15 protein-coding genes and 1 tRNA gene (1 of these 16 running past the window's edge) are annotated in these 24,966 nt (G+C 41.7%); 3 read left to right on the forward strand and 13 right to left on the reverse strand.

Translation table 11 applies throughout. The features are described from left to right. Window positions 1-13: 13 nt before the first annotated feature. From queA to NST85_RS22720, 12 genes are all read right to left on the reverse strand, one after another. Window positions 14-1,042 carry a tRNA preQ1(34) S-adenosylmethionine ribosyltransferase-isomerase QueA gene (queA, locus tag NST85_RS22665; RefSeq protein ID WP_341190482.1) on the reverse strand — a complete coding sequence of 343 codons (1,029 nt, stop codon included), beginning with the start codon at window positions 1,040-1,042 and terminating at the stop codon, window positions 14-16. Window positions 1,043-1,050: 8 nt separating this feature from the next. Then, window positions 1,051-3,147: a SpoIID/LytB domain-containing protein gene (locus NST85_RS22670; protein WP_341190483.1), complete on the reverse strand. Its 2,097-nt coding sequence runs from the start codon at window positions 3,145-3,147 to the stop codon at window positions 1,051-1,053. A gap of 33 nt (window positions 3,148-3,180) precedes the next feature. After that, complete coding sequence (gene ruvB, locus NST85_RS22675) at window positions 3,181-4,188, reverse strand: Holliday junction branch migration DNA helicase RuvB (RefSeq protein ID WP_127193932.1); 1,008 nt, start codon at window positions 4,186-4,188, stop codon at window positions 3,181-3,183. Between the two features lie 40 nt (window positions 4,189-4,228). Further along, window positions 4,229-4,846 carry a Holliday junction branch migration protein RuvA gene (gene ruvA, locus NST85_RS22680; RefSeq protein WP_127193882.1) on the reverse strand — a complete coding sequence of 206 codons (618 nt, stop codon included), beginning with the start codon at window positions 4,844-4,846 and terminating at the stop codon, window positions 4,229-4,231. After that, the gene (gene ruvC, locus NST85_RS22685; protein WP_127193881.1) at window positions 4,843-5,346 is read right to left on the reverse strand and encodes a crossover junction endodeoxyribonuclease RuvC; all 504 of its coding nucleotides are present in this window, start codon (window positions 5,344-5,346) and stop codon (window positions 4,843-4,845) included. Before ruvC ends, ruvA begins: the two co-directional genes overlap by 4 nt. Before the next feature lie 243 nt (window positions 5,347-5,589). Further along, on the reverse strand, window positions 5,590-6,273 hold the full coding sequence (locus NST85_RS22690; RefSeq protein ID WP_127193880.1) for a BofC C-terminal domain-containing protein: 684 nt from the start codon (window positions 6,271-6,273) through the stop codon (window positions 5,590-5,592). 218 nt (window positions 6,274-6,491) lie between these two features. Beyond that, window positions 6,492-6,565 (reverse strand) — tRNA-Pro (locus NST85_RS22695). A gap of 183 nt (window positions 6,566-6,748) precedes the next feature. Then, window positions 6,749-6,919 (reverse strand): aspartyl-phosphate phosphatase Spo0E family protein, encoded by a 171-nt coding sequence (locus NST85_RS22700; protein ID WP_307398824.1) that lies wholly within the window; start codon window positions 6,917-6,919, stop codon window positions 6,749-6,751. Window positions 6,920-7,090: 171 nt separating this feature from the next. Further along, a complete protein-coding gene (locus NST85_RS22705; RefSeq protein ID WP_341191153.1) occupies window positions 7,091-8,512 on the reverse strand; it encodes a helix-turn-helix transcriptional regulator in 1,422 nt (473 codons plus the stop codon). Window positions 8,513-8,782: 270 nt separating this feature from the next. Further along, window positions 8,783-10,180, reverse strand: coding sequence for a helix-turn-helix transcriptional regulator (locus NST85_RS22710; RefSeq protein ID WP_341190484.1), 1,398 nt, complete (start codon window positions 10,178-10,180; stop codon window positions 8,783-8,785). A 154-nt stretch (window positions 10,181-10,334) separates the two neighbouring features. Beyond that, complete coding sequence (locus tag NST85_RS22715) at window positions 10,335-11,732, reverse strand: helix-turn-helix domain-containing protein (protein ID WP_341190485.1); 1,398 nt, start codon at window positions 11,730-11,732, stop codon at window positions 10,335-10,337. Window positions 11,733-11,908: 176 nt separating this feature from the next. Continuing rightward, on the reverse strand, window positions 11,909-13,648 hold the full coding sequence (locus NST85_RS22720; RefSeq protein ID WP_341190486.1) for an ABC transporter ATP-binding protein: 1,740 nt from the start codon (window positions 13,646-13,648) through the stop codon (window positions 11,909-11,911). Window positions 13,649-13,785: 137 nt separating this feature from the next. Between NST85_RS22720 and NST85_RS22725 the strand changes: the two genes are divergently transcribed. The 3 genes from NST85_RS22725 to NST85_RS22735 all read left to right on the forward strand — a co-directional run bounded on the left by NST85_RS22725 (window position 13,786) and on the right by NST85_RS22735 (window position 18,677). After that, on the forward strand, window positions 13,786-15,240 hold the full coding sequence (locus NST85_RS22725) for an ABC transporter permease (RefSeq protein WP_445671164.1): 1,455 nt from the start codon (window positions 13,786-13,788) through the stop codon (window positions 15,238-15,240). Between the two features lie 13 nt (window positions 15,241-15,253). Beyond that, window positions 15,254-16,735, forward strand: coding sequence for an ABC transporter permease (locus NST85_RS22730; RefSeq protein WP_341190487.1), 1,482 nt, complete (start codon window positions 15,254-15,256; stop codon window positions 16,733-16,735). Between the two features lie 118 nt (window positions 16,736-16,853). Next, window positions 16,854-18,677, forward strand: a complete 1,824-nt coding sequence (locus tag NST85_RS22735) for an ABC transporter substrate-binding protein (protein WP_341190488.1) — start codon at window positions 16,854-16,856, stop codon at window positions 18,675-18,677. Between the two features lie 172 nt (window positions 18,678-18,849). Here the strand turns inward: NST85_RS22735 and NST85_RS22740 are convergent, their stop codons facing one another. After that, on the reverse strand, window positions 18,850-24,966 hold the 3' portion of the coding sequence (locus tag NST85_RS22740) for an S-layer homology domain-containing protein (protein ID WP_341190489.1). It continues 87 nt past the right edge of the window; only the last 6,117 of its 6,204 coding nucleotides appear in the window; its start codon lies off the right edge, out of view; it ends in the stop codon at window positions 18,850-18,852.

A 24,966-nucleotide genomic window follows, 5' to 3' on the forward strand; every position in this document is an offset into this window, starting at 1 on the left:
TCCTCTTTTTGCTTTAATAAATTAACATTGCGTCACCAAAGCTAAAGAAACGGTAATGCTGTTCAATCGCTTCATGATACGCCTTCATAATATGTTCTCGCCCCGCCAATGCACTAACTAACATCACTAGCGTTGATTTGGGTAAGTGAAAGTTCGTTAGCATAACATTCACAAGCCCGAAAGAGTAACCAGGATAAATAAATATCCCCGTCCAACCACTACTTGGGACAATTGGACCCGTCCCACATTGCTGTGCCACCGTCTCCAAAGTTCGAGCCGATGTCGTACCTACAGCTATCACTCTTCCGCCTCTAGCTCTCGTCTCATTCAACTTATCTGCGGTTTCCTGCGATAGAATATAGTACTCATCATGCATCACATGGTCTTCTACTCTATCCACAGACATTGGACGAAATGTACCTAATCCAACATGTAGCGTTACAAAAGCGATATCGACACCTTTTGCTGCAACCTGACTAAGTAGTTCCTCTGTGAAATGAAGTCCGGCAGTAGGTGCCGCTGCTGAACCTTCAACCTTGGAATATACGGTTTGATAACGCTCACGGTCGTCAAGCTTCTCCTTAATATATGGAGGAAGAGGCATCTGACCTAGACGGTCCAATATTTCATTGAAGATACCTTCGTAAGAGAATTTGAGAATTCTCCCACCCATATCACTTTCATCCTCAATTGTTGCCTTAAGTTCATCTCCAAAGATGATTACGGCTCCATTTTTCAGTTTCTTTCCCGGCTTAACGAGTGCTTCCCAGCGGTCATTACCAACATCTTTGAGTAATAACACTTCCGCCTTCGCGCCAGTGTCTTCTTTGATACCAAACAATCGCGCAGGGATCACACGCGTATCATTTAATACGAGTGTATCCCCAGGACGTAGATAGTCCAGTATGTCGGTAAACACATGGTGCTTGATGCTACCGTCCTCTTTATTCAAAGTTAATAGTCTGGAGGCACTCCGTTCCACGAGCGGGGTCTGAGCAATTAACTCCTCTGGAAGATGAAAATCATATAAATCTACATTCATAATACGCTTCAGTCCTTAGTAATAGTCACATTCTGATAGTAGTGTTGCAATATTTGTAGGTAATCATACCCCGCATCTGCCATTCCCTTTGCCCCCCATTGGGACATTCCGATGCCATGGCCATACCCTTTACCAACAAACATAAATTGATTGTTCTGATCGACAACTCGCGCAGTCCCGCTTCCATCCATAACGACCATATTCCCGCCGCTCCATGTCTTGGAACCTGAAGCCGACAAAACAGTTGTTGCCGTTGTTGCAGTACCCGTAGTTGTAATGTCCCCGGCACCTTGTACAGTATACCTTCCGGTAGCTACAATATCAAACAATGTACTCGGTAATCCGTTTAATGCTGACCGCAGGGAATCTGGATTCTTCACACCCAACACTTGCCCATTCGCCTTCACTTCAGTCACTCGTCCAGAAGGTCCTCTTTGCGAAACTTCTAGATTAATGATAGGAGATGGTGCATCCGGTGAAACCTTTCCTTTTAGAGATTTCAGCAATTGATCCGAAGTAAATGGTCCACGAATCCAAGCATAGGAGCTTGACTCGTCTACTTTAGCCAAAGCAATGACCTGATCCCCTGGATTTATTTTGGCCACTGGATTAACATCAGATTGAATCAAAGGTAGCGGACGTACATTAACAGCACTAGATGTTACAGTTAATTTGGATAAACCAGCAGAGGTATTACTTCCGGATAAAACAACATTGTCTTCACGTACATATCCTGTTGCACCATTCGATAAAAGTACATAATACCACGATTTCAATGAAGACTGAGCTACCTTATCCTCATCACTACCCACACTAGTAAATGTCGAGTTGATGCTATTCCACACTTCCGAAGAATCTGCGGTTACTCCCCCACTATTGGAGGAGAATATTCCTTCAACAACCTTACCATTGGACTTGATAACCTCACCCGCCGTACTGTCTACAGCTTGTATTACACTAGCAACTTCATTATCAACACCGTTATATACTTGGCTTAAAGTGGTATCCACAAGCCCAGCCACTTTGAATTTGTTAATCCCTGCATTATAAAGCGCATAACTACGTGCTGCCACGGCCTGAGCCTTTAACGACTCCTTAGGCCAAGAACTTGGTACTTCAGCAGCAACTACTGAATATAAATATTGTTCTAAAGGAAGTTCATTGACGAGAGCAAGTTGTCCGTTCACTGAACTAACCTCGAACTCTCCCCGATATTTACGCGCTGACCGTTCAACTACCTGAGTAATCATGTCACCATTTCCTGAAATCATAAACTTAGCCCCGTTACCACTAAGTTCATAATGAGACACGGCAGAAGGTGTTGTTAAATTAAGTGTTACATCACGGTGAAGGATCAGTGCAGGGTCTGTATTGTTAACAACAGTTATCTGGAGATTACCTCCAACTTGGTCTAGTTGCCCCTTAGTTAACGTTAATTCCGCTTCACTTGTAGCCCCGCCTGTCCAAACAGCGTACTGCTGTGGACCTGTCAGCACTGCAACAGCATCGATACCTTGAGATGTTAACGATTGACGAAGCGATTCGGCTTCGCCCTGACTCCCAAAGGTTCCTACTGAATAATAATTGCTTCCCTTTGCAACGGGCTTTTGTCCACCTAACTGACTGGAAATAGAGCTTTCAACACGACTCGCCGCTTTGTTCGCTTCATCTACACTAGCATAGGGTCCTGTAAATATTTGATATACAGTTCCTGCTGGTTGATCAAGGGCAAACACAACAGGTCGATCCGTTGTATTCTGAAGCTTCTTAGCTGCAGCAGACACCACGTTCCAGTCCGAGCTTTGAAGCGCCTTTATTTTATATCCGTCTACACTGAAGCGAACAGACTCTCCAGCTGCTAAATTAGCCCATGCGTCCCAAACATTCTGAGGACTGACTTTCCAAGCTGAATCTGCCTTAAGTGTAACTGCTGGTATAGTTGATCTATAAGTCGTGCCCATATCCAGGTACATAGCAACTCTAACGCGTGTATCTGGTAAAGAATCAGCAGATGCCGGAAGTTGCAACGCAGTAGCGAGCAGAAGACCCGCCAATATTCCCTTGCCCCACTTAACCATCGCAAATGTTCGTTTAGTATCTTTCACGTTGCAAATTCCTCCTTCATGATGTATAAAAAATTATCGCAGATCCTCAGGTATAGGTAACCCCAAATGATGATAGGCAGCCGGAGCTACAATTCGTCCCCTAGGTGTACGTTGTAAATAACCAATTTGTAGTAAATAGGGCTCATATACATCTTCGATCGTTTGACTCTCTTCTCCAATTGTTGCAGCAATCGTGTCCAATCCAACTGGACCACCACGAAAACTTGTAATCATAGCTCTCAGCATTTTGTGATCAATCTGATCTAGGCCCATCGGATCCACTTGTAACATTTGCAGCGCTTCGCTTGTGATATCAGATGTTATGAGGCCGTCACCACGAACCTGAGCATAGTCTCTAACCCGCTTCAACAAACGATTAGCAATCCGTGGAGTCCCCCTAGAACGAAGTGCGATTTCATCAGCGGCATCTCCAATGATTTCAATCCCAAAAATGTCAGCTCCGCGGCTCACGATATAACTTAGTTCATCCACACTATAGAATTCCAGCCGGCTAACTACCCCGAATCTATCCCTTAGTGGGGCCGACAGAAGTCCAGCCCGGGTCGTTGCTCCTATCAAGGTGAACGGGGGTAAATCAAGTCGAACCGAACGAGCACTAGGTCCTTTACCGATCATAATGTCCAGCGCGAAATCCTCCATCGCCGGATAGAGAACTTCCTCTACAGTCCGATGTAGACGATGGATTTCATCTATAAAGAGGACATCTCCCTCTTGCAAATTCGTCAGTAGCGCTGCCAGATCACCAGGGCGTTCAATAGCCGGCCCAGATGTCGTGCGCAAAGTCACACCCAATTCGTTAGCGATAATATTCGCAAGCGTTGTCTTACCAAGTCCTGGCGGACCGTAGAGCAAGACGTGATCGAGTGCTTCCTTGCGCATTTTAGCTGCCTCTATATAAATTTGTAAGTTTTCTTTGATTCGAGTCTGTCCAATGTATTCTGCTAAATAACGAGGGCGAAGGCTGAATTCCACCGCCTGGTCTTCCATCATCAAATTCGTGGATATGATACGGTCTTCCATCATCGCTCACTCCCTTTCCTTACATACTTCAACCTTGTTTTTAACCTGCATATAGTAACTTAAGGGCCTTCTTCATGACTGAATCGACTGCCTCATCCGAACTTACGTTATCCTTCAATACTTGCCATACTCGGTCTAACTCAGCATCCGTGTAACCAAGAGCCTTCAATCCCTCTCTGGCTTCAGGCCATCCAAGATTATTATCTTGGGGAATCTCCATCCCACTAGGAATGGGATCAAACAGAGATGCTCCGCCCATTTCTTCCAACTTGTCCTTCAAATCTATTATCATACGTTGTGCTGTCTTTCTACCTATCCCTGGTAGTTTAATTAAAAAGTTAATATTCTCCTGCTGAATGGCCGTAACCACAGCTTTAGGATTCCCCCCGCTAAGAATACCGAGCGCTACGCGTGGTCCAATCCCCGATACTTCAATCAGTTTGCGAAATAACTTCTGCTCTTCTTTGGTCTCAAATCCGAACAGCAGAATCGCATCTTCACGAACATTATGATGAATATATATCGTCACTGGCTCCTCATTCTTAGCAGCGAAGCAATAAGGATTTGGACAAAACACACGATAACCTACACCATGAACATCTAATACAACGTATTCTCTCTCGAGTTGAGCAACTTGTCCCCGTAAAAAATCGATCATGATCGAAGTACCTCATTTATCTTAGAATTTAATGTATAAGAGTGTGCATGACATATCGCAACAGCCAGTGCATCCGCTACATCATCGGGCTTTGGAATAGCCTGAAGTTTAAGGAACATCCGGGTCATTTCTTGAACTTGCTTCTTCTCTGCCTTACCATATCCAACGACAGCCTGTTTGACTTGCATCGGTGTATATTCTGATACAGGCAGTCCTTTTTGAATTGCAGCCAATACAAGTACACCTCTGGCTTGTGCAACTGGCAATGCTGTGCTTACGTTACGATTGAAGAAAAGTTTCTCTAGCGCTACCATATCTGGTTGATATTTTTCGATAAGCTGAACCATCCCTTCATATACATGAAGCAGCCTCTCTTCTTCTGGTGTATGCGCCTTCGTCTGAATACACCCATACTGCACTGGTGTACATTTGCTACCTTCTTTATCAATAAAACCAAAACCGACAATTGCTAAGCCGGGATCAATACCTAATATTCGCAAGCCTAATCTCTCCCCAATGTCCACATTAAGCGAACATATGTATTCAATTTATTATAGCAAAGATAAAGCGATTAGAGGAAATAGTTTGGCAAAAATAAGATAGGCGCTCTCTACAAATGAATAAATGACAAAGACGGTATAGCCACAGGGCTATACCGTCTTATAATAATATTATGTTGAGACTCTACACTCTGATTGCGAGATCGTACATTATTGCACCAACCATACTCGAGAGCGAGTTAGTCAGTTTTGTTGCATTACCTTCTCAGTTTGTTCCAAGGCATAGTCACTAAAAGTCGATAATACACTGTTGTACTCTTCGACATCTTGAATTCGAATTCCCTCTTGAAGCTGCTTTAACACTTCATCAGGCAGAACACTCTCCATCGTTTCTACATCTAGCTGAAAAAATGTTTTAAGCACCTTTTCTTTTTTCGGAGGGCCTTCAAACAGACTTAAGTTACCCATATTATCGATGCCTATATATCCATTTCGTTTACAAATGTCGGACAATCCGTTAATTCTTTCATCCAGCCACACATCTCCGCCAGCCCCCAAATGTCCTTCCCAATCTGGGTGCTCCTTCAGCAGTGAAGCAACTTCCTCCGGTCTCATAATGCCAAGAACGTCACTTTCTTCACCGCATGTATAAATTTTATTTAAATGTACGATCCGCGCTTGGTCTGTTTTCATAAGGGTCTCTACCCACTCTTTAGGAGGTTCTGAAGGTGCCGCAGCGTCCATGATCATGCCGAGCGTTTCTTGAACGATGGGCTCTTTAGTCATTAAATCCTCCATTTGTTCAGACAACAGTAACCCGATCCAAGCCATCATAGCAACCAAACCACACGCACTAATGGTCCAAATTGCGCGTCTCCATCTTTTCCATCGGCTTCTGAGTTGTTTTTTAATTTGGAAGATATTCACGATAATCCCCTTCTATCGGACTTTATTGTATATTGTGGCCTTCGAGATCTACAAATATACAACAATTGTCACCTAGGACAATCGTATGGTTTTGCCATACACAGTTTGAGTAACCTGACACATTTGGATCAAATACAAAAAAAGCATCTGCTAGGATACAACTCGGAGGAAAACTCCCAAGGAATATCTTTTGCGATGCTTTGATTGTTCTAGCTAAATCGGGACGACACGATTTGAACATGCGACCCCCTGGTCCCAAACCAGGTGCTCTACCAAGCTGAGCTACGTCCCGTAATTAAACAATACTAAAAAAAACCGATAGTCAGATAATATCACGAATGACATAGCAATACAAGGAATATTATTAGAATACAGAAGTATAATGAATAACTTCCTAAGTCAAACTCTATTTTTCGCATACTAAAAAGATTGATTTGTGACATATTTCACACAACCTCTCAGAGTAAACGCCGATTTATTTACTACAACTATACATTGCTCTATTATACATATTAATTAATTCATCTAATCTCATAGACTGCTTAATTACCTTTGGATGTACAAACCCGCCGTGCTTCTTTTCCATTCGATAAAGTTCTATTCTCTCACATTCAATTCTCTTCTGAATAACGTCAGCTTCTTTCATTAACACGACCCCCTATGTAATATAATAGAGGCAAATGTCAAAATATAGGTTTTACTCCAGAATGCAGTATAGAGGGGATTGGAGAGCACTCCCTACGACCTATTCATTAGCAAGCTAATTGTCCTAATAAAAAAAGAGCGTTTTCGGATTACTCCGGGAACGCTCTGCTAATTAACTATACGTATAGTTATCACTATCCGACTCCATAATTAATAGATTCGATACAGCAAGATTATTATTTTGCACGTTACTTATTAGATGTTTATAAAGCATTTGGGATTCTTGAGATGCGGCATAACGGAATTGTTCAAACAAACCTACAAACCTTATAATACAAACCCTACTATTAATTTTAAGAGCTGATTCGAGTCCTTCCAGCATATAATTCATGCCTTTTTCATATTCTCCCCTGTTCATATAATATAGAGTTAATTCTGCCATAAAATGAGCATAACGATCTTCGATAACCAGCGGAGTATACCTTCCTTCTTCTCCTTGTCGAGCTTTAAATTCAGGAATCTGATGCTCAAAGCGAAGGAGCATATCATCCACATTAAATTGGTTGCGATTAGCAATTTGAAGTATCATAAATAAGGCTAGCAGAATTTCTTCTTCATATTGTTCAATATAATCTACATACTCAGGGAGGAGCTCGAATTCTCCCTTCATTAGCCTAATAAGATAGGAATTGGCTTTAGCCCACATTTTACATTGATTCATCAGTCGATGCGCTTCTTCAGTATCCTCACGTACCCAACTCATATCCGAGTAGAGAGAAACATAATGTAATCCTAAATCGTAATCTCCGCGTTCAACACAAACACTTGAGCATAGTATATGAGCATATAAGATATATACGAATAATGGCATTTTAGGATCTTTATGTAGTCTCTTTATTTTAGTTTGCTTATTTCTATATTTGTAATGAATTGTTGCTATATGCCCCATTTCCTTGGCAAATTTTTCTACCTTATCTCTTCGTTGCAACGAAAGGTAAGTATTTGCTAGATCCTTCAGAGCATCAAGCTGATCCATTTCATCAAGTCTTTTAACAAAACCTTCAAATTGCACAGCCGCTCGTAACTTCACTTCGTTTTCCTCGAACATCGTTAGCGTAAATATACGATACTGACAAAGAGCCAATCGCTCCGAATGCTGGTACTTTTCACTTTCAGCCACTTTCTCAAATAGTAGAGCCGCAGCCGTGCACTTACCTTGCTTAAATAAGTCTTCTGCTATATCGAACAATAAGGGAGTATAAGCTAGATTATCGGTCATCATACCAACTAACCTGCCAATGCAATCTAACTTATCCAACTCTGCGCAACGATATAATAGCGGTCGTAAACGCCGCCAATTAAGGGGTTGATGATTAAAGCAATCTTCTATATACAAATCATAAAAGCTACCTTCCACGAGCCCGATACCCTCTGTAATGCGATCTAATTGCAGCATGGAAATAGATCGATTCCCATTAATAATATTACTGAGCGTTCCCGAATTCACCCCCGATGCCTCTGCAAATTGATTAATCGAAATATAATTTCTCTTGAGGTAGTCTTCCAACTCTGCACGAATGGTCTTCTGATTCACTGTCAAAGTCACCTTCCACCCTCATCAAGTCAAATTCATATTTAAAATATTAAAGTTTAGCTGATTCATAAGATTAATTTATATTTTTATTCAAAAAAAAAAGGGCGCTTTCGGAAGTACTCCGTAAATACGCCCTATAAAACAAGAAAGCAATAAGAAGCATCTAGTATTTACAATGCGCCTCCACCATGATTAAGAGATTGGATACCAACCTCACCTGATGGAACCCATTGAGAATACCCTGCTGGAAAGCTAATGACGAATATAACACTAAACGTAACCAACAATAAAGCCATTTTTTTTCTCATTCCGTCTTTGCACCTCACTGATTAAATTTTGATATTCTCCTTGTGCCTCGAGGGATGCTGTATGTCTGAATTGTTCAAACATACCAACACATTTGATAATACAAGTTTCACTATATATTTTAACAGAATATTCCAAGCTGTCCAACAGATATTTTAATCCAATATCATATTCTCCCTTGACCAAGTAGTAGTATGCTAGTTCAGCCATGAAGTGAGTATAACGATCTTCTATAACCTGAGGATTATAAGTTCCTACTTTCCCTTGTTCATCTCTATACATAACAATTTCTTGGGCAAAGCGTGTAAGAATGTCATCAACATTAAATTTATAGCAATTAGCCGCTTGTAGTATCTTAAATAAAGCAGGAAGAATTTCATCTTTCCTCTGGCTTATATAAAGAACATATTCAGGTAATACCTTAACATCTCCCTTCATCAGCCTATAAAGAAAGGTATTAGCTTCCGCCCAACCTTCAAATCTACTTACTAATTGCTTAGCTTCCTGAGACTCTTCCTTGATCCAACTAAACTCTGAATACAATGAAACATATTGTAGAGCTTTATCATAGTCTTTACGCTCACCATAAGCAGCAGAACATAATACATGAGAGTATGAAATATAAGCAAATAATGGCATCGTAGGATCTTTGAGAGCTTCTACCTTCTTCAAATGCTCATACCGGTGTTTGTATTGAATCTCCGCTTTATATCCCATTTCTTGAGCGAATTTTTCTACCTTATCCCATCGGCGCAAAGCATAATATATATTGGCTAAATCCTTCAGTGCATCAAGCTGATCCGCCTCATCAAGCCGATCAACATAACTTTCAAATTGCACTGCGGCTCGTAAGTTCACTTCTTGATCATCGCATAGAGCAATGTTAAACAATCTATATTGGCAAAGTGCCAAACGTTCCGAATGTTGATACTTTTCACCCTCAGCTACACTCTCATATAACAACGCTGCTGCCTTCCGGTTCCCTTGCTTGAACAAGTCTTCTGCTGTATCAAATAATGCCGTAGCATAAGATAGATTATCCATCATCATTCCTACTACCCGCTCAATACAGTCTAGCTTGTCCAATTCCGCACTACGATATATTAACGGCCGAAGGCGCCGCCAATTAAGCACAGGAAGGTTGAAGCATTCGTCCACATATAAATCATAGAATCTACCTTCCGTGAGCCCCATGCCTGCTGTTATACGGTCTAATTGCAGCATAGAAATAGGACGATTTCCATTGATAATACTACTGAGCGTTCCTGAATTCACCCCTGATGTCTCTGCAAACTGGTTAATCGTTATACCATTCCTCTTAAGATACTCTTCTAACTCTGCACGAATGGTCCTCTGATCCATAGCCAAAGCCACCTTCCACTATCTAATCCACAAACATTCAGTTTCCTTTTCAATAATAATATGGCTAAATATTCCACAGGTCAATTATTTTATCTATACTATAAGAAAAGCAACCGCTCCAGAGAACAATCCTTGCATAAAGCGATTAGTGCTATTATTCAAAGCCAGCAACAATAACGCCATGTTTCTTCTCATTACGTCTTCGCATTAGTCCTTCATAATCACGCTGTGATTCGAAGGATGCAATATGTCTATATTGCTCAAACAAACTTACACATCTGATAAAACAATCCTCACTAGTAATTCGAACGGCTGATTCCATGCTTTCCAATAAGTATTTTATGCCTGTATCATATTTTCCTTTAGACAAGTGATATTCAGCTAATTCAGACATGAAATAGGTATAGCGATCCTCTATAACTCGTATATTATAATTTCCTATAATAATTCCTTGCTGCTCTCGATACACATCAATTTCATGTTCAAAGCAAGTGAGAATGTCGTCAACATTAAATTGATATGTAATGGCGGCTTGAAGGATCTTAAATAAGGCAGGAAGAATTTCATCTTTTCGTTGACCTATATAAGAAACATACTCAGGTAAAACCTCCATATCTCCCTTCATGAGCCTGTATAGATAGGTATTGGCTTGCGCCCAATCTTTAAATCTACACATTATTTGCTGTGCTTCCTCCGATTTCTCCCTAACCCAACTGAACTCTGAGTACAAGGAAACATACTGCAAAGCTTTATCATATTCTTTACGCTCATCGAATACAGCCGAACATAAAAGATGAGAGTATAAGATATAAGCAAATAAAGGCATTGTTGGATCTTTTAGAACTTTATTTTTCTTTATATCGTCATATCTGTGTTTATATTGAATTGAAGCTTTATGCCCCATTTCCTTAGCTACTTTCTCCACCTTATCCCATCGGCGTAAAGAGGAATATGTATTTGCTAAGTCCTTCAACGCATCAAGCTGATCTACCTCATCAAGCCTATCAACAAAGGTTTCAAATTGCACCGCGGCTTGTAAATTCGCGTCCTGATCATCTCCTAAAGCAATATTAAACAAGCGGTATCGGCAAATAGCCAACCGCTCCGAATGCTGATACTTTTCGCTTTCAGCCACACCTTCATACAACAGCCCCGCAGCCTCACGTTTTCCTTGTTTAAATAAGTCTTCTGCTGTATCGAATAATACATCACCATAGGATATGTTATCCATCATCATCCCTAATACCCGCTCGATACAATCCAACTTATCCAACTCTGCGCAACGATATATCAGCGGCCGAAGACGCCGCCAATTAAGTTTAGGATGGTTGAAGCACTCGTCCACATATAAATCATAGAAACTGCCCTTTTCAAGCCCCATGCCTTCTGTGATCCGATCTAATTGCAATATGGAAGTAGGACGAATCCCTTTGATGATACTACTGATTGTTCCTGAGTTCACTCCTGATATCTCTGCAAACTGATTGATCGTTATGCAATACTTTTTAAGGTAATCTTCCAGTTCAATACCAATGGTGGTCACCTGAATCATAGTCAAGCCACCTTTCATACTCTAATTCCAAACATCATTTCCCTTCTCACTAATGATATGGTTAATTATTCCATAGGTCAATTGTAATAATACATTGCAAACCAGATAAAATAAACGACTGCTCACCAGTAAATTTACCGGAGAACAGTCGTAAGATAAAATCAATATGCTATAACCTACCCAGTAGGCATCGCTACCCAATGTCCTCGTGATACTTCTACCAATTGAGAATGATCCACTTGATATTTATCCTCTTCTGAATATTCATCCTGAAGAATTCTTTTCTTCTGAGCTTCAATCTTCGGATCAGGAACAGGAATCGCGTTAAATAATGACTTCGTATATTCATGCTGAGGATTGGCGTATAACTCTTCACTCTCTGCGAGTTCCACGATTTTCCCCATATACATCACGGCTACACGATCGCTAATATGCTTAACCATAGAAAGATCATGAGCAATGAATAAATACGTGAGGCCTAGACGGTGCTGAAGTTCCTCTAACAACTTAACGACTTGAGATTGAATCGATACATCAAGCGCAGAGAGTGGCTCATCACATACGATAAATTTCGGTTCTACTGCAAGCGCGCGGGCAATACCAATTCTTTGCCGTTGTCCCCCCGAGAACTCATGTGGATAACGCAGAGCAAAAGCCGGATCAAGTCCTACCATATCGAGCAGCTCCTCTACCCTCTTCCGTCGTTCTCCTGGGCTCCCAGTTAGTTTATGAACATCAAGAGATTCACCGATAATATCCAGCACTTTAAGACGTGGATTTAGCGATGCATAAGGATCCTGGAAAATCATTTGCATATGCCGACGCATGGTTTTCATCTCCGACTTAGATAATCGGTTAACCGCCATTCCCTGATAGAGCACTTCCCCGCCCGTCGGTTGATGCAGACGCAAAATAGCACGACCCGTAGTTGATTTACCACTACCTGATTCACCTACGAGCCCCAACGTTTCTCCCTCATGAATTTGAAAACTGATATCATTAACAGCTTTCAATACATTGCCTTTTCCCATATCAAAATGTTGTCTGAGCGATTTCACCTCAAGTAGCGGGCGTGAGTTGTTCGAATTTGTAAGAATCAAAGGTGCTGGCTTTACCTTCTTCTTCTCGTTCAATCGTGGTAGAGCATTTAACAACTTCAAAGTATAAGGATGCTTAGGATTCTCAAATATCTCTTCCGTTGTTCCACTCTCCACAATAACTCCGTCTTTCATGACCGCCACACGATCACACATCCCCGCGACAACTCCCAAATCATGCGTGATTAATATGATCGAAGTTCCAAAACGCTCCTGCATATTCTTCATTAAATTCAATATTTGGGCCTGGATCGTAACATCAAGCGCAGTGGTAGGCTCGTCAGCGATTAGTAGAGCAGGACGACATGCAAGAGCTATAGCAATCATTACACGTTGTCGCATCCCACCAGAGAATTCATGGGGATATTGATCGTATCTGAACTCACTATTGCGGATTCCCACGAGTTTAAGCATCTCGATTGCTTGTTTCTTCGCTTCCTTCTTAGACAATTTCTGATGCTTGATCAAGCTCTCCGCAATTTGATTCCCTATTTTAATAGTCGGATTTAAAGAGGTCATTGGGTCCTGAAAAATCATTCCGATATCTCGGCCGCGAATACTCTCCATTTCCTTCTCAGAATACTCAGCTAGATTCTTTCCAAGAAAGATAATCTCTCCGTCTTTCATATAGGATGGTGGGGATGGTAACAATCGCATAATGGAGCGCGCAGTTACACTTTTCCCACTACCAGATTCACCAACGATTCCAAGTGTTTCTCCCTTTCTTACCTCAAAGCTAACGCCGCGTACGGCCTCAACCTCATGATCACGAGTCTGAAAGGATACAGTTAAATCTTTTACTTGTAGTATAGTTTCCATCGTTATCACACCTGCCCGTTGTACGATTTCTATTAATCAATAATGACGAATGTCTTGACATAAAAAATATCCTCCTCTAATATATACTATATTGATCGGAATAATGCAATTTAAAACAGCGAGGAGGAAAGAGCACCTTGGAAGTTGCAAAGGTAACACCAGCACAAACGAGTGGATCACATCTCAGCAGAAACATAAGTAACACATATGCCAAAATGCTAATGAATCCTTCCTATAAGTATTTCTTGCTTCTATTGGGAGCTCCAATAAATCTCGTTGTTCTGTTCTTTTACTTATATCGGAGAAAACAAGATACGTACTACTCTCTCCTAGATGAGACAAGAAACGAACTTCTCGAGTCAGGATATAAAGATAAGTTAGAGGTAGAGACACTAGAGCAGTTACAACGAAAACATCAATTTTTTGGACAAATACGGAGTCAGGAGAAAACGGAACGCCAGGCTAAAAAAATGACAGAAGCTATGTTCCAAGAGAAGATTGACGAAGTAACTAATCGTAAACTGCAGCTAAACCAGCAGCGTAAGTTGAACTTCTCCGGTACTTTTGAATCATTAATTAATCATCCGTCATTTTTAATCATTTCAATTATTCCCGGAATTCTCATGTATGTCCTGATATTTTTGTATAGCAGGCCTTACCTGAAATATGTGTTTGAAAGACTAGTAATGACCTTATTCGTAATATTGGGCGTATCGGTTCTAGTATTTACAATTTTGCATCTATCGCCGATGAACCCTGCAGCGAACATTCTTGGTCAAACGGCTACTGACGAGCAAATAGCAAACTTCAATAAAATATATGGACTGGATCAGTCCTATCTAGCTCAATTGTGGAACAACTTGAAGGGAATCTTCACTTTCGATTTGGGCAAATCGTTCGCCGGCAATGAAGAAGTCACGACAACCATCGCCAGGAAGTTTCCAATAACGCTTACTTTAACCGTCATCTCGTTAATCATGGCCATGTTGATCGCCATACCCGTTGGGATTATTTCGGCGACCAAACGTAATTCTTTTTGGGACTATACATTTATGTTTATCGCACTGATCGGTTTATCTATACCTAGCTTCTGGCAAGGGCTCATCTTTATACTGAATTTCTCAATTAAGCTGCATTGGTTACCCGCTACCTTTAATCCGCAAAATTGGCTGTCTATTATTATGCCAACCATCGTTTTGGGAACTGGACTTACGGCGTCGGTTGCTAGGATGACGCGATCATCCATGTTAGAAGTCATCAATGAAGACTACATTATTACTGCCACAGCCAAAGGCCTTAGCAAACGTCAAGTTTTACTGAAGCACGCAATCCGTAATGCCATTATCCCGATCATCACCGTTATCGGCTTACAATTCGGTGGTATGCTGGGTGGTTCGGCCGTGACGGAGAAGGTCTTCAACATAAGCGGACTTGGTAGCTATATCGTAGACAAACAATTTATACCCGATATTCCAAGCATTATGGGCGGAGTTATCTATACCGCAATTACGATTTCAATAATCAATGTCATTATCGATGTTCTATATGCATTTTTCGATCCAAGAATTAGAACCAAGATGAAACAATACTAAAGCAGGTGTAGATATGATCAAGACAAACTTAAAAACTTCTCAGGAATACAGTAAGGCCTTCTTCGCGTGGGTTGTCTCTATGGCCTTGTCTGTTATTCTACTGCTAAGTAGCTATGATTTCTCTGCTAATGCAGTTAAGCCTTATGTATTTCTCGCTTTTTCAGCATATGCATTGTTCACTATAACACAGTTTTTTTTAACCCTAAAGATCAGAAGAGATATTCTTCGTCGCGGAGATATTGCAAGGTCTACACGATCTCTTGGTTATGTTCAAATGCTAAGCATTCTAACAGGAAACTTGTTTATTGTTACTTCGGCATTCCATCTGATCAAAAGACAAAAAAATCCCGAATATACTTTAGCCGTTTATACACTTCTTACTGGGATATTTGTGATTGCCGTATCTGCACTCAATTTGTTTAAACCTTATGTCTCAGACACTTTTTTACCATCCATGTTCAGTTTAGTGATTATCACCATATTTCACTTCATAGCTTTGTTGCTTGTAGCCAAATATGTACAAGGCAATAAGGTTGCACCTTTCATGATATGGATTGCTTGTTTACTTATTCTAACCTCAATTTTCGGTAATATCTTTGCATTATTGCTTGGACTGAATTTACTCTTTAAAATCCGTAACAATGGAAATCCAGCTACAGCAAAATGGGAAAGTATTTGGGAGAAGCTCACCCAGAATACAACGGCAATGATTGGCCTGTTTTTTATTATCTTTCTATTCTCTATATCCGTTTGTAGCCTTCTTACCTTTGATTACGCCATGGCCACCGAGAACAATTATGGAGCCATACTTTTGCACCCTAGTTTAGCTTATCCACTCGGAACGGATAACTTTGGCCGATGCTTATTTTCACGTATCGTATTTGGAGCACGTACTTCCTTAATTGTCGGAATCGTCTCTACTGCTATTCCCGTCGTGATCGGAGGAATCCTTGGGGCCGTATCTGGATATTACGGACGTCATACTGACAACATCATCATGCGGTTTCTAGATATACTATACGCCGTACCAGGCATTCTGTTAGCTATAGCTATTATTGCCGCTTTTGGGGCTAACACAGTCAACCTGATCGTGGCACTGAGCGTTGGTGCTATCCCTACCTATGCGAGAACGATGAGAGCTAATGTGCTGCTGGTTTCTACCTTTGAATATGTTGATGCCGCTAGGGCATTCGGTTCAAGAGACTCCGCGATAATTTTCAAACACATTGTTCCAAATTCACTCGCTCCGATGATCGTCAAGTCGACCTTAACGATAGGTGCCGCCGTAATTTCTACGAGTAGTCTTAGTTTCCTTGGCCTTGGCGTTGAGCCTCATATCCCAGAGTGGGGGAACATTCTGAAGCTCGGAAGCACTTATCTGGAAACTCATTCTTATATGGCCATCTACCCGGGTCTAGCAATAATTGCTCTGGTCCTATCTTTTAACTTTCTTGGTGATGGTCTTCGGGATGCTCTAGATCCCAAATTAGGTTAGTTCTACTGCTTAACGGTTAGCTTTCATTCTACCTTTGCCGATGCGGGTCTTCTAGATCGTAAAAGTAAGCAAAGAATGAATTCATTATAAAAATATAAGATTTTGGGAGGAACCAATCATGAAAAAAAGTTCTTTGCTTGTTCTATTACTTACCTTTGTCCTAGTGGCAAGTGGATGCTCCGTGAAGACAAAAACGGATGTAGCAGATAAAACGAATGAACCAGCTCCAACAGAAACCGTTACAGATCAATCCCCTGTTGATATTGAACTATTGGGAATGAGTGCAAGTGAATCAGATCTTAATATTATCCGAGACCAACTAACCAAAAATGGTTTTAATGTGAAATTGAACATCCAGCCAGATTACGGTAGTTTCAAAGCTCAAGAAGATGCAGGTAACTTTGATATTGCTCATTCTAGCTGGACGACAGTAACTGGTAATCCCGATTATGCTGTAAGATCGCTCTTTAAAACAGGCGGTGACTATAGTATTCTAGCCGATTCTGAGATCGACAATTTGATCGATCAAGCTGCAACAGAAAGCCCTGAAAAGTACACAGAAACGTATAAACAATTGGAACAGCTTCTTGTTTTCGACAAAGCCTACATTGCCCCACTTTATATCTCTTTGAAAAGCCAAGCTGTGAATAAAGACATCCTCAATGTCGATTCGGTTAGACTTTCTAAATCCCGTGCACTTGCTTGGGAAGACATTGACTTTAATGATACGTCCAAACGTGATACAGATCCGCTTATTTTGACTCAAGCAGCTTCTGTTCTAACTTCCTTGGACCCAATTAAGGGCAATGACGGATCTATTAACCAACTCAATACCAATATGTATGTGCGTTTAATTAATCTTACGGATGATGACAAAATCACTTCCGATGGCTCTCTATCCTATAATCATACGATTGCTGAAGGAAACTCGGAATACTACTTCATTCTCAGAGACGACATCAACTTCGCCAAAATTGACAATAAAAAAGCTGTAGATACTGGCGAGCGCGTAGGTGCTGATGACGTTATATTCTCACTCGATAGAGCTAAAGATAAAAACTCAGTACCCGATCACCGGACATACAGTCTGCACGAGCATATTAAAACAGTCGAACTTGTAACTGATATCGCATCTTTAGACGGAATTAAACAATCCTCAGGTAATGGAACTATCAAGGAAGCGCTCGAAGCGGGGTTAGATACGAAGATAAATGAACTAGTAACTGACAAGACCCAAGCTGACAACAAGGCGGGTAAATATCAGGTTGTTAAATTGACAACGACCGAACCTTTCCCACAAGTTCTTAATTATTTGGCTCACCAATCTGCAGGCATTGTATCCAAAAAACAAGTAGAAAGCATTAATACGTATGATGTTGCTACGTTCGACGTTAACAAAGATATTCCATACGGCGATCAAAATACGATAACTGAAGGTAAGCAATACAACAATACTTTATATGCCAGCGGTCCATACATCTTATCTTCAAAGAATGATTATGAAGGTATTTTCTTAAAAAACCCAGGCTACCGTAAAGGCACTTCAGATGAAGCAAACATTTCAACGGTGAAGGTACGCTTCATTGCAGATACGGATAGTGCACTCTCTGCGCTACGTAGTAGTGAAATCCACCTATACTATGGCGTTCCAGAAACAAAGTACGAAACAATCCAAAGCGACAGCAAACTGAAGCTACAAAGTATTGAAAGTAATGCTGTCTCTTACCTACTCTTCAACACGAGCAACCGTGATGTTGCCAAGAGTGAGGATCTAAGAAAAGCGGTACTTTATTCAATCAATCAAGACGAGATCCTACAATTCTATAACAACAAGATCAAAGCTGTATCCACCGTCAGCCCATTAGTCAAAACCGGCAACGAAGTTATAGCTGATCCAGCTAAAGTGAAAGAGTTCTTAGATAAGTATAAAGCTTCGAAATAATCATGAAGTAAACGAAAAGTCCTTGGAACTCTGATAACAGAGACCAAGGACTTTTCTCATTGTCCACATTAGCTAGTGGGATAGAGGCTACGATCGTCAGAATAATACCCCAACAATTGCATGAAAAGGTGGGTCAATCTGGATCCCCCACCTTCTCATCCTACTATTTGTCTTAGTTTTGTAATAATCGATTCACAAGGATAGCCGCTTCCGCACGAGTTGAAATTCCATCTGGTACAAATCGTCCTGGCTCACGTCCACTGATCAATTGCAGTGCAGCCGCTGCTCTGACGGACTCCATCGCCCATGAAGATATTTTCGCCTCATCTTTAAAAAACCAATTTTCGGTGCCATGATTTGAGGTGCCATAAATTACGGCATATGCTCTCATGATCATCGTTACCATTTCTTCTCGCGTAATTTGCCCATTCGGATCGAATAAACCCTCGCTCTTGCCCTTAACGATTCCAGCATTGACTGCTTTAGAAACGACATCGGTATACCAAGCACCGCTTGTTACATCGACGAACACCTGATCTCCTTGTGCCGTCAAGTTCAACGCTTTGACGAGCATCGCTGTAAATTCAGCTCTGGTAACTGTGCGCATCGGCTCGAATGTGGTTTCGCTTGTTCCGTTGATTATGTCCTTGGATGCTAATTGTTGAATGGCATCCTCAGCCCAGTGTTGGGATGGAACATCAATGAATGTTTTTCTAAATTCAATAACTGCATATTTACTAAAATGATGAATTTCGGCTACCATCTCTCCGTTCTCATACCGTCCACCGATATATTCCAACGTTCCATCATCGGTAATATAGTAGATAGCGGTCAGTTTTAAATTCATGGATGGATCTACTTTAATTCGGATAGTAAGAGGTTCGTCGAACTTCGTCAGTGAGATCGCCTTACCGTCCGATGTCACAATAGATAAGCTGAAATTAATCACTGTACCAGAAACCTTCAATTTCGCATTACTGGAAGCAGATCCTTTGTCAAGCAGTACCTGTGATTCTGAACTGGTTAGCGGAACAGCATTCAGAATAATTCGACTACCTGGCAATTCTTCCTGCTTCAATTCATTCTTAAGCTCTTGCATTAATTTAGAAGGTACGGTCAACGTCCATTGACCCATTTGAACTTCCAGAGGATTATTACCAATCAGAACAGTTAAATTCACTGGCAATTCAACTTGCTTAAACTTGTCAGGAACCTGGATCATAATGATTCCGTTTGATGATGGGTTGGAAATATCCCCCGGCTTCACGACATAGCTATCCGGATTAGTCACCGGAGAGACCGTTCCGTTATTACCGTTGTCTCCGTTGCCGGTACTGCCATTGTTGCCGTTATTGCCATTATCACTACCTTTGTCGCTCAACTTGAACGTAACAGAAATCGTGTGATTACCCGTAACGTTCGTGAATACGTACATCCCTCCGCTAACGGTTACCTTGTGACCATCTACCGTTACCTTGTTAACCTCATAACCGGTATCCGGCGTTATCATGAAGGATGCATTGTCACCTTCGGTAACCGAGATACTTCCACTTGGACTAATCGTTCCATGATTGCCCGCACTTGCTACGATAGTGTAAGTTGTTACAGGCTCCGTTTGTCCCTTGAACGTAACGGAAATCGAGTGATTCCCAGTAACATTCTTGAATTCATACGTCGCTCCGGTAACGCTCACCGCTTCATCATCTACCGTTATTTGGTCAACCTCATAATTGGTATCTGGCGTTAACAAGAAGATAGCATTATCACCTTCCCTTACAGAAATGCTTCCGCTCGGACTAATCGTTCCGTGCTCCCCCGCACTTGCTGCGATGCTGTAAGTTGTTACGGGCTCCGTTTGCTCCTTGAACGTAACGGAAATCGAATGATTTCTCATAATGTTCATAAATACGTATGTCGCTCCTGTAACGGTCGTTACTTCATCATCTACCGTTATTTGATCAATCTCATAATTGACATCTGGTGTTAACAAGAAGTTAGCATTATCACCTTCTGATACTGTAATGCTTCCACTCGGGCTAATGGTTCCGTTGCTGCCTGCGTTTGCGGTGATAACATACACACCCGGAACCGCTGGAACATTAACCAATAATGGTTCTGTGTATGCCGTTGTTCCGTCTACTGTATTAGTTACCGACAGAACAAGTTGTACAGCCGTATTTTTGCTGGGAACGTTAATCGTTCCATTCGTCGAAATTACCGATGGTTTATCAGTAGATTTGATCTCTACAGTAAATCCTTCTGGTACGGCTGGAAGCGTCAACAAGATTGCATTCGCCTCAGGCGAAAGAATGAAATCGATATCCTCAGCAACCCGTTCAGTTCCACCCGATGTGTACTGCAAAGTCTTAACCATGTTAGTATACATCTGCAGATCAGCAACGTTAGCACGCGTTGTATCCGCCCCAATCCAACGGTAGTAACGATATGCCGTTTGGTTATCAAATGCGAGGGTGATCCATTCAGTTGAAGCTGGTTGTTCGATATTCACATACAAGTCGACGTAGTTGCCGCTTAATGAATTTGAACCCTGGAATTTTGCATCTTTAATTCGACTCAACTGGTTACTACGCGGGTAGAACTTCAACATGTTAATTACTTTGGCGCTACCAAAGTCCCAACCGACGTATGCTTCGCTATTGTTGTGTTCATAGAACGTCGTTAGATTTCCATCAAAAACGTTCGTTGGGGGATAGTTCCCCCCAGCAATCGATCCAAAAGCTACTCCGTTCCCATTACCATTCAATGTCAAATTGGTTAAATTCTCAATTCCATTGATTTTCACGGTTAATTTCTCCTCAGAGGAACCGGATTGCGCATTTACGATATAAGTCCCGTTATCCATAAAGGAAATCTGTCCACGATTATTAACTTTAGCCGTCGTGGTCGCTGTGCCGTCCACATTCGTCACTGTCCAGGTAGGATTGGAAAGCTGTGTTTGCAACAGCAAAACATTAGTACCATAGAATGAGACAGATCGGGATGACATACTTACATTAGGTACTAAATTAGTTGTTGGCACAATAGCGGGAACGATAACCGGCAACCCATTCACTGTTGTGTCTACTGCTAAATTGTCGTACAGTCTTTTGACCGATAATACGAGATTTACCGTCGTAACTGTTGGCTGTGGTGTTATCTTTCCATCCAATCCAATAACATCTGGTTTATCCGAGCTCTTAATCGATATACCAAATCCTGCTGGAACCTTTGGAAGGGTCAAGTAAGAATCTCCTTCCTTTGGTGCTTGTATAGCCTTGATAGCGGATGCCACTTCCTCAGGCGTTATGTCGGGTAAAGCTGCCGAAAAGATGGATACCCCTTGTCCTGCCTCAAGCGATAAAGTCACACTGTTGTTCGTAACCGACTTACTTTCAATCAAATCAAGTCCATTGAGACCGATTGCGTATACATCTACAGCCTGCGTGCCCGTCCAATCGTCTGGCAAAACCCACGTTTTATTCGTATATCCGTTACCGCTGTATGCGATGATTTCCTTCTTAACATTCTCGTTCCATAACACTGGGATAAACACGTCATTTCCCTGGCGGAGGAACCGATCTCCTTGTTTGATAACTGGGACACTACTTACATTGGAACTGGTCACATTATTGGAAAATGTAACGACTCCACCAGAATCCGACAGTCGTTCAAGTCGGTTCAGATAATACCAAGGGAGTGTATTCAAAGCGAAATCACCAAGATAGCCAGTTAGATTATTGGGATCGACCTTGATTCTGCCTTCCCCTAACATACTTTGTCCGAATCGTACATCTCCGCTATCTCCTCCGACATACAAAGAAGAAGGGACTTTAAGCTGTTCCGATGCACTGAAGCGGACGTGCCAAGCCATTGGCTGTAAGCCGATCAGTGGATCAACACGATAGTTTTTGTCAAACTCGCTTGTGACATCAACGCCTTTTGAATTCCAATATCGGATCACCTTTTTGACTGTCTCCGCTTCCTGCTGAGAGGTTATTCCGTGATAGGGACTAATAAATCCAGCCTCTTTATTGGGGATATTCTGATGTAAGGCATCAATATGAATTGTACCTGCTTCAGAAATCGGCAATAATTCCAACAATTGATCGATTCGCTGGGTGGTCAGTCCTTCATCCCACTCGCGAGTATAGCTGATAGGATAACCCCATACGTAAGTGCGCAAGCTTCCGTCCAATTCCTTAGCAATGACATCATGGTCTAGATAAGTCTGCCATAGCGGGCTGCTATCGGCGGCATCCAGCATATTGATATGCAAGCTAACCGTCGTATTATACTTGCGTGCCTCCTTCATCAACCATATCAAACTGTCTTCCGCTTTCTCGTCCTGAGGACGTTTCAATTTCGGATTAACAACGTTGAGAGCCGGATAACCCGTATCATGGCCGTTGAACTGCCATCCGACTAGATAGACGATCTTCGGAATGCCTCTTGTCAACTGGTCTGCTTTCTTAATGACTTCCATTCCTTGTTCAAAGTTTAAACTTACGTTTCCGTTATTCGCTGCCATAAACATCTTGGTTACTAGCGTTTGATTATACGGATGAACGGACTGACGATCTGCCTCAAAAAGGACAGTTAGATCCACCGTTGCCATCTTAGTCGTTCCGTTCAGCGTAACAGTAGCTGTAACAACAGCTTGACCTGCGGACGTCAGCTTCGTTCCTCCGCGAGCTTCTGCAGCTCCTGATTCTAACTTCGTAATGGAAGAGATCACATTAGAATTGCTAGTGGAATATTGAATTGTCGCCTGGCTCATATCTGCAGGAGAACCGTTCTCAAGAGTGCCACTTAATTGTAGAACGGCCTTGCCGTCCAGATTAAGTGTGGATTTATCGGTTGTTAGCTGCAAAGTCTTAAGGGATAGACTAGGATCTCTTACGACTAAAGCAAGGAAACTCGATAACGCCTGATTCAAGTCTGTAGTCTCGGAATCAACATGGGCTTGGGTTGTACTTGTATTAGCATACAACGTTTCAGCAGAAGTGATGGCTGCTTGCAATGCCGATCTGGAACCGGCTGGATATTGCCCTATCTCCGTGCCTTCCTGCGAATTTGCATAAGTCGATCTGGCCGTATCGAGCACTCTCAGTAAATTTGATTTGTCCACAACTACGACGTCAGGTAGTGGTGGAACCGTTACAAGAATTTGTGCTGTATTTGCTTTGCTTCCGCTCGCTACGTGGGTTACCTCATAGACAAGCGTAACATTTGTAGTTGTATCGAATACAGGGAAAATCTGACTGTCTAGAGGTATAACCGCTTCATTCGATGAAGTCAGGATTTTTATTGTAAATCCTTCAGGAACAACCGGAAGTGGTAAAATAGTTTGTCCTCTAATAGGCTGCGACACACTCTTGATACCATCCGCAACAACTTGTGCTGTCCTATCTGCTGGAACATTAACGGTAATATTTGCAGTATCCGCTTGCGTTCCATCTGATTCCTTCGTAACAGTAAGAATCAAGTTCACATTAGTAATTGTATTCGCCGGCTTGATAGAACCATCTGTATGGATCACGTCGGGCTTATCTGAGCTCTTGATTGCAATCGTATATCCAGTAGGCACTGATGGTAGTTTCAGAGAAGTCGCGCCTTCAGCAGGGTTCTCCATCGACACAACTGTAGCGGCTACCTCTGCCGCTGTATCTGACTTCTTCACAACGCGCGCCATTGCCCAGTTGCCATCCTTACTCTTAATTTCAAGACTTGTCATTCGTAATGTAAGCTTGTTCACATTAGAAGTATCAATATCGATGTTTAAATTCTTAGCGGTACCATCCGCTTTGGTGTTCATCCCCTCTGGAACTTGAGTATTACTATCCCAAAGAACAATATCGTTATCTCCAAGCACTTGAAATTGCAGTTTGGTCGGTAAATCCTTATTTGTATAAGTATAGGCATCAGGACCGACAATAGCTTTGAACCTGGAATATTTCTGGTTCAAAGTATACGCGATCGAGATCTTCCCATCTAGAGCAGTCGAACCATTCATCCAGATTCCCTTCGGGAAATATGTAGCTCTACTAGCAACAGCTGGGGTTCCTGAATAAGTTTCTAACCCACCTAATTCCTCCAGTGCAATGAGATCGGTTGCGGATTTTGCACCCCTATCAAAGTTAACAGTTCCTCCCACTGAAATCTTGTTAACGACATAAGGAATGCCATTTGCATTACCAGTCGACAAACCAGTTTGAACGGTCGTCGTAATACCGTTACTTAAATACACTTCTGTTACAGGATTCACATCTGGTTGGGTAATGGCAGCTAA

The sequence above is a fragment of the Paenibacillus sp. FSL K6-2524 genome (assembly GCF_038005525.1).
Lineage (GTDB): Bacteria > Bacillota > Bacilli > Paenibacillales > Paenibacillaceae > Fontibacillus > Fontibacillus anaericanus.

Bases quoted from the DNA above. Each gene is read 5' to 3' on its own strand.
- queA (WP_341190482.1), bottom strand. From the start codon at position 1,042: ATGAATGTAGATTTATATGATTTTCATCTTCCAGAGGAGTTAATTGCT.
- ruvB (WP_127193932.1), bottom strand. From the start codon at position 4,188: ATGGAAGACCGTATCATATCCACGAATTTGATGATGGAAGACCAGGCG.
- ruvA (WP_127193882.1), bottom strand. From the start codon at position 4,846: ATGATCGATTTTTTACGGGGACAAGTTGCTCAACTCGAGAGAGAATAC.
- NST85_RS22700 (WP_307398824.1), bottom strand. From the start codon at position 6,919: ATGAAAGAAGCTGACGTTATTCAGAAGAGAATTGAATGTGAGAGAATA.
- NST85_RS22710 (WP_341190484.1), bottom strand. From the start codon at position 10,180: ATGGATCAGAGGACCATTCGTGCAGAGTTAGAAGAGTATCTTAAGAGG.
- NST85_RS22715 (WP_341190485.1), bottom strand. From the start codon at position 11,732: ATGATTCAGGTGACCACCATTGGTATTGAACTGGAAGATTACCTTAAA.
- NST85_RS22720 (WP_341190486.1), bottom strand. From the start codon at position 13,648: ATGGAAACTATACTACAAGTAAAAGATTTAACTGTATCCTTTCAGACT.
- NST85_RS22730 (WP_341190487.1), top strand. From the start codon at position 15,254: ATGATCAAGACAAACTTAAAAACTTCTCAGGAATACAGTAAGGCCTTC.
- NST85_RS22735 (WP_341190488.1), top strand. From the start codon at position 16,854: ATGAAAAAAAGTTCTTTGCTTGTTCTATTACTTACCTTTGTCCTAGTG.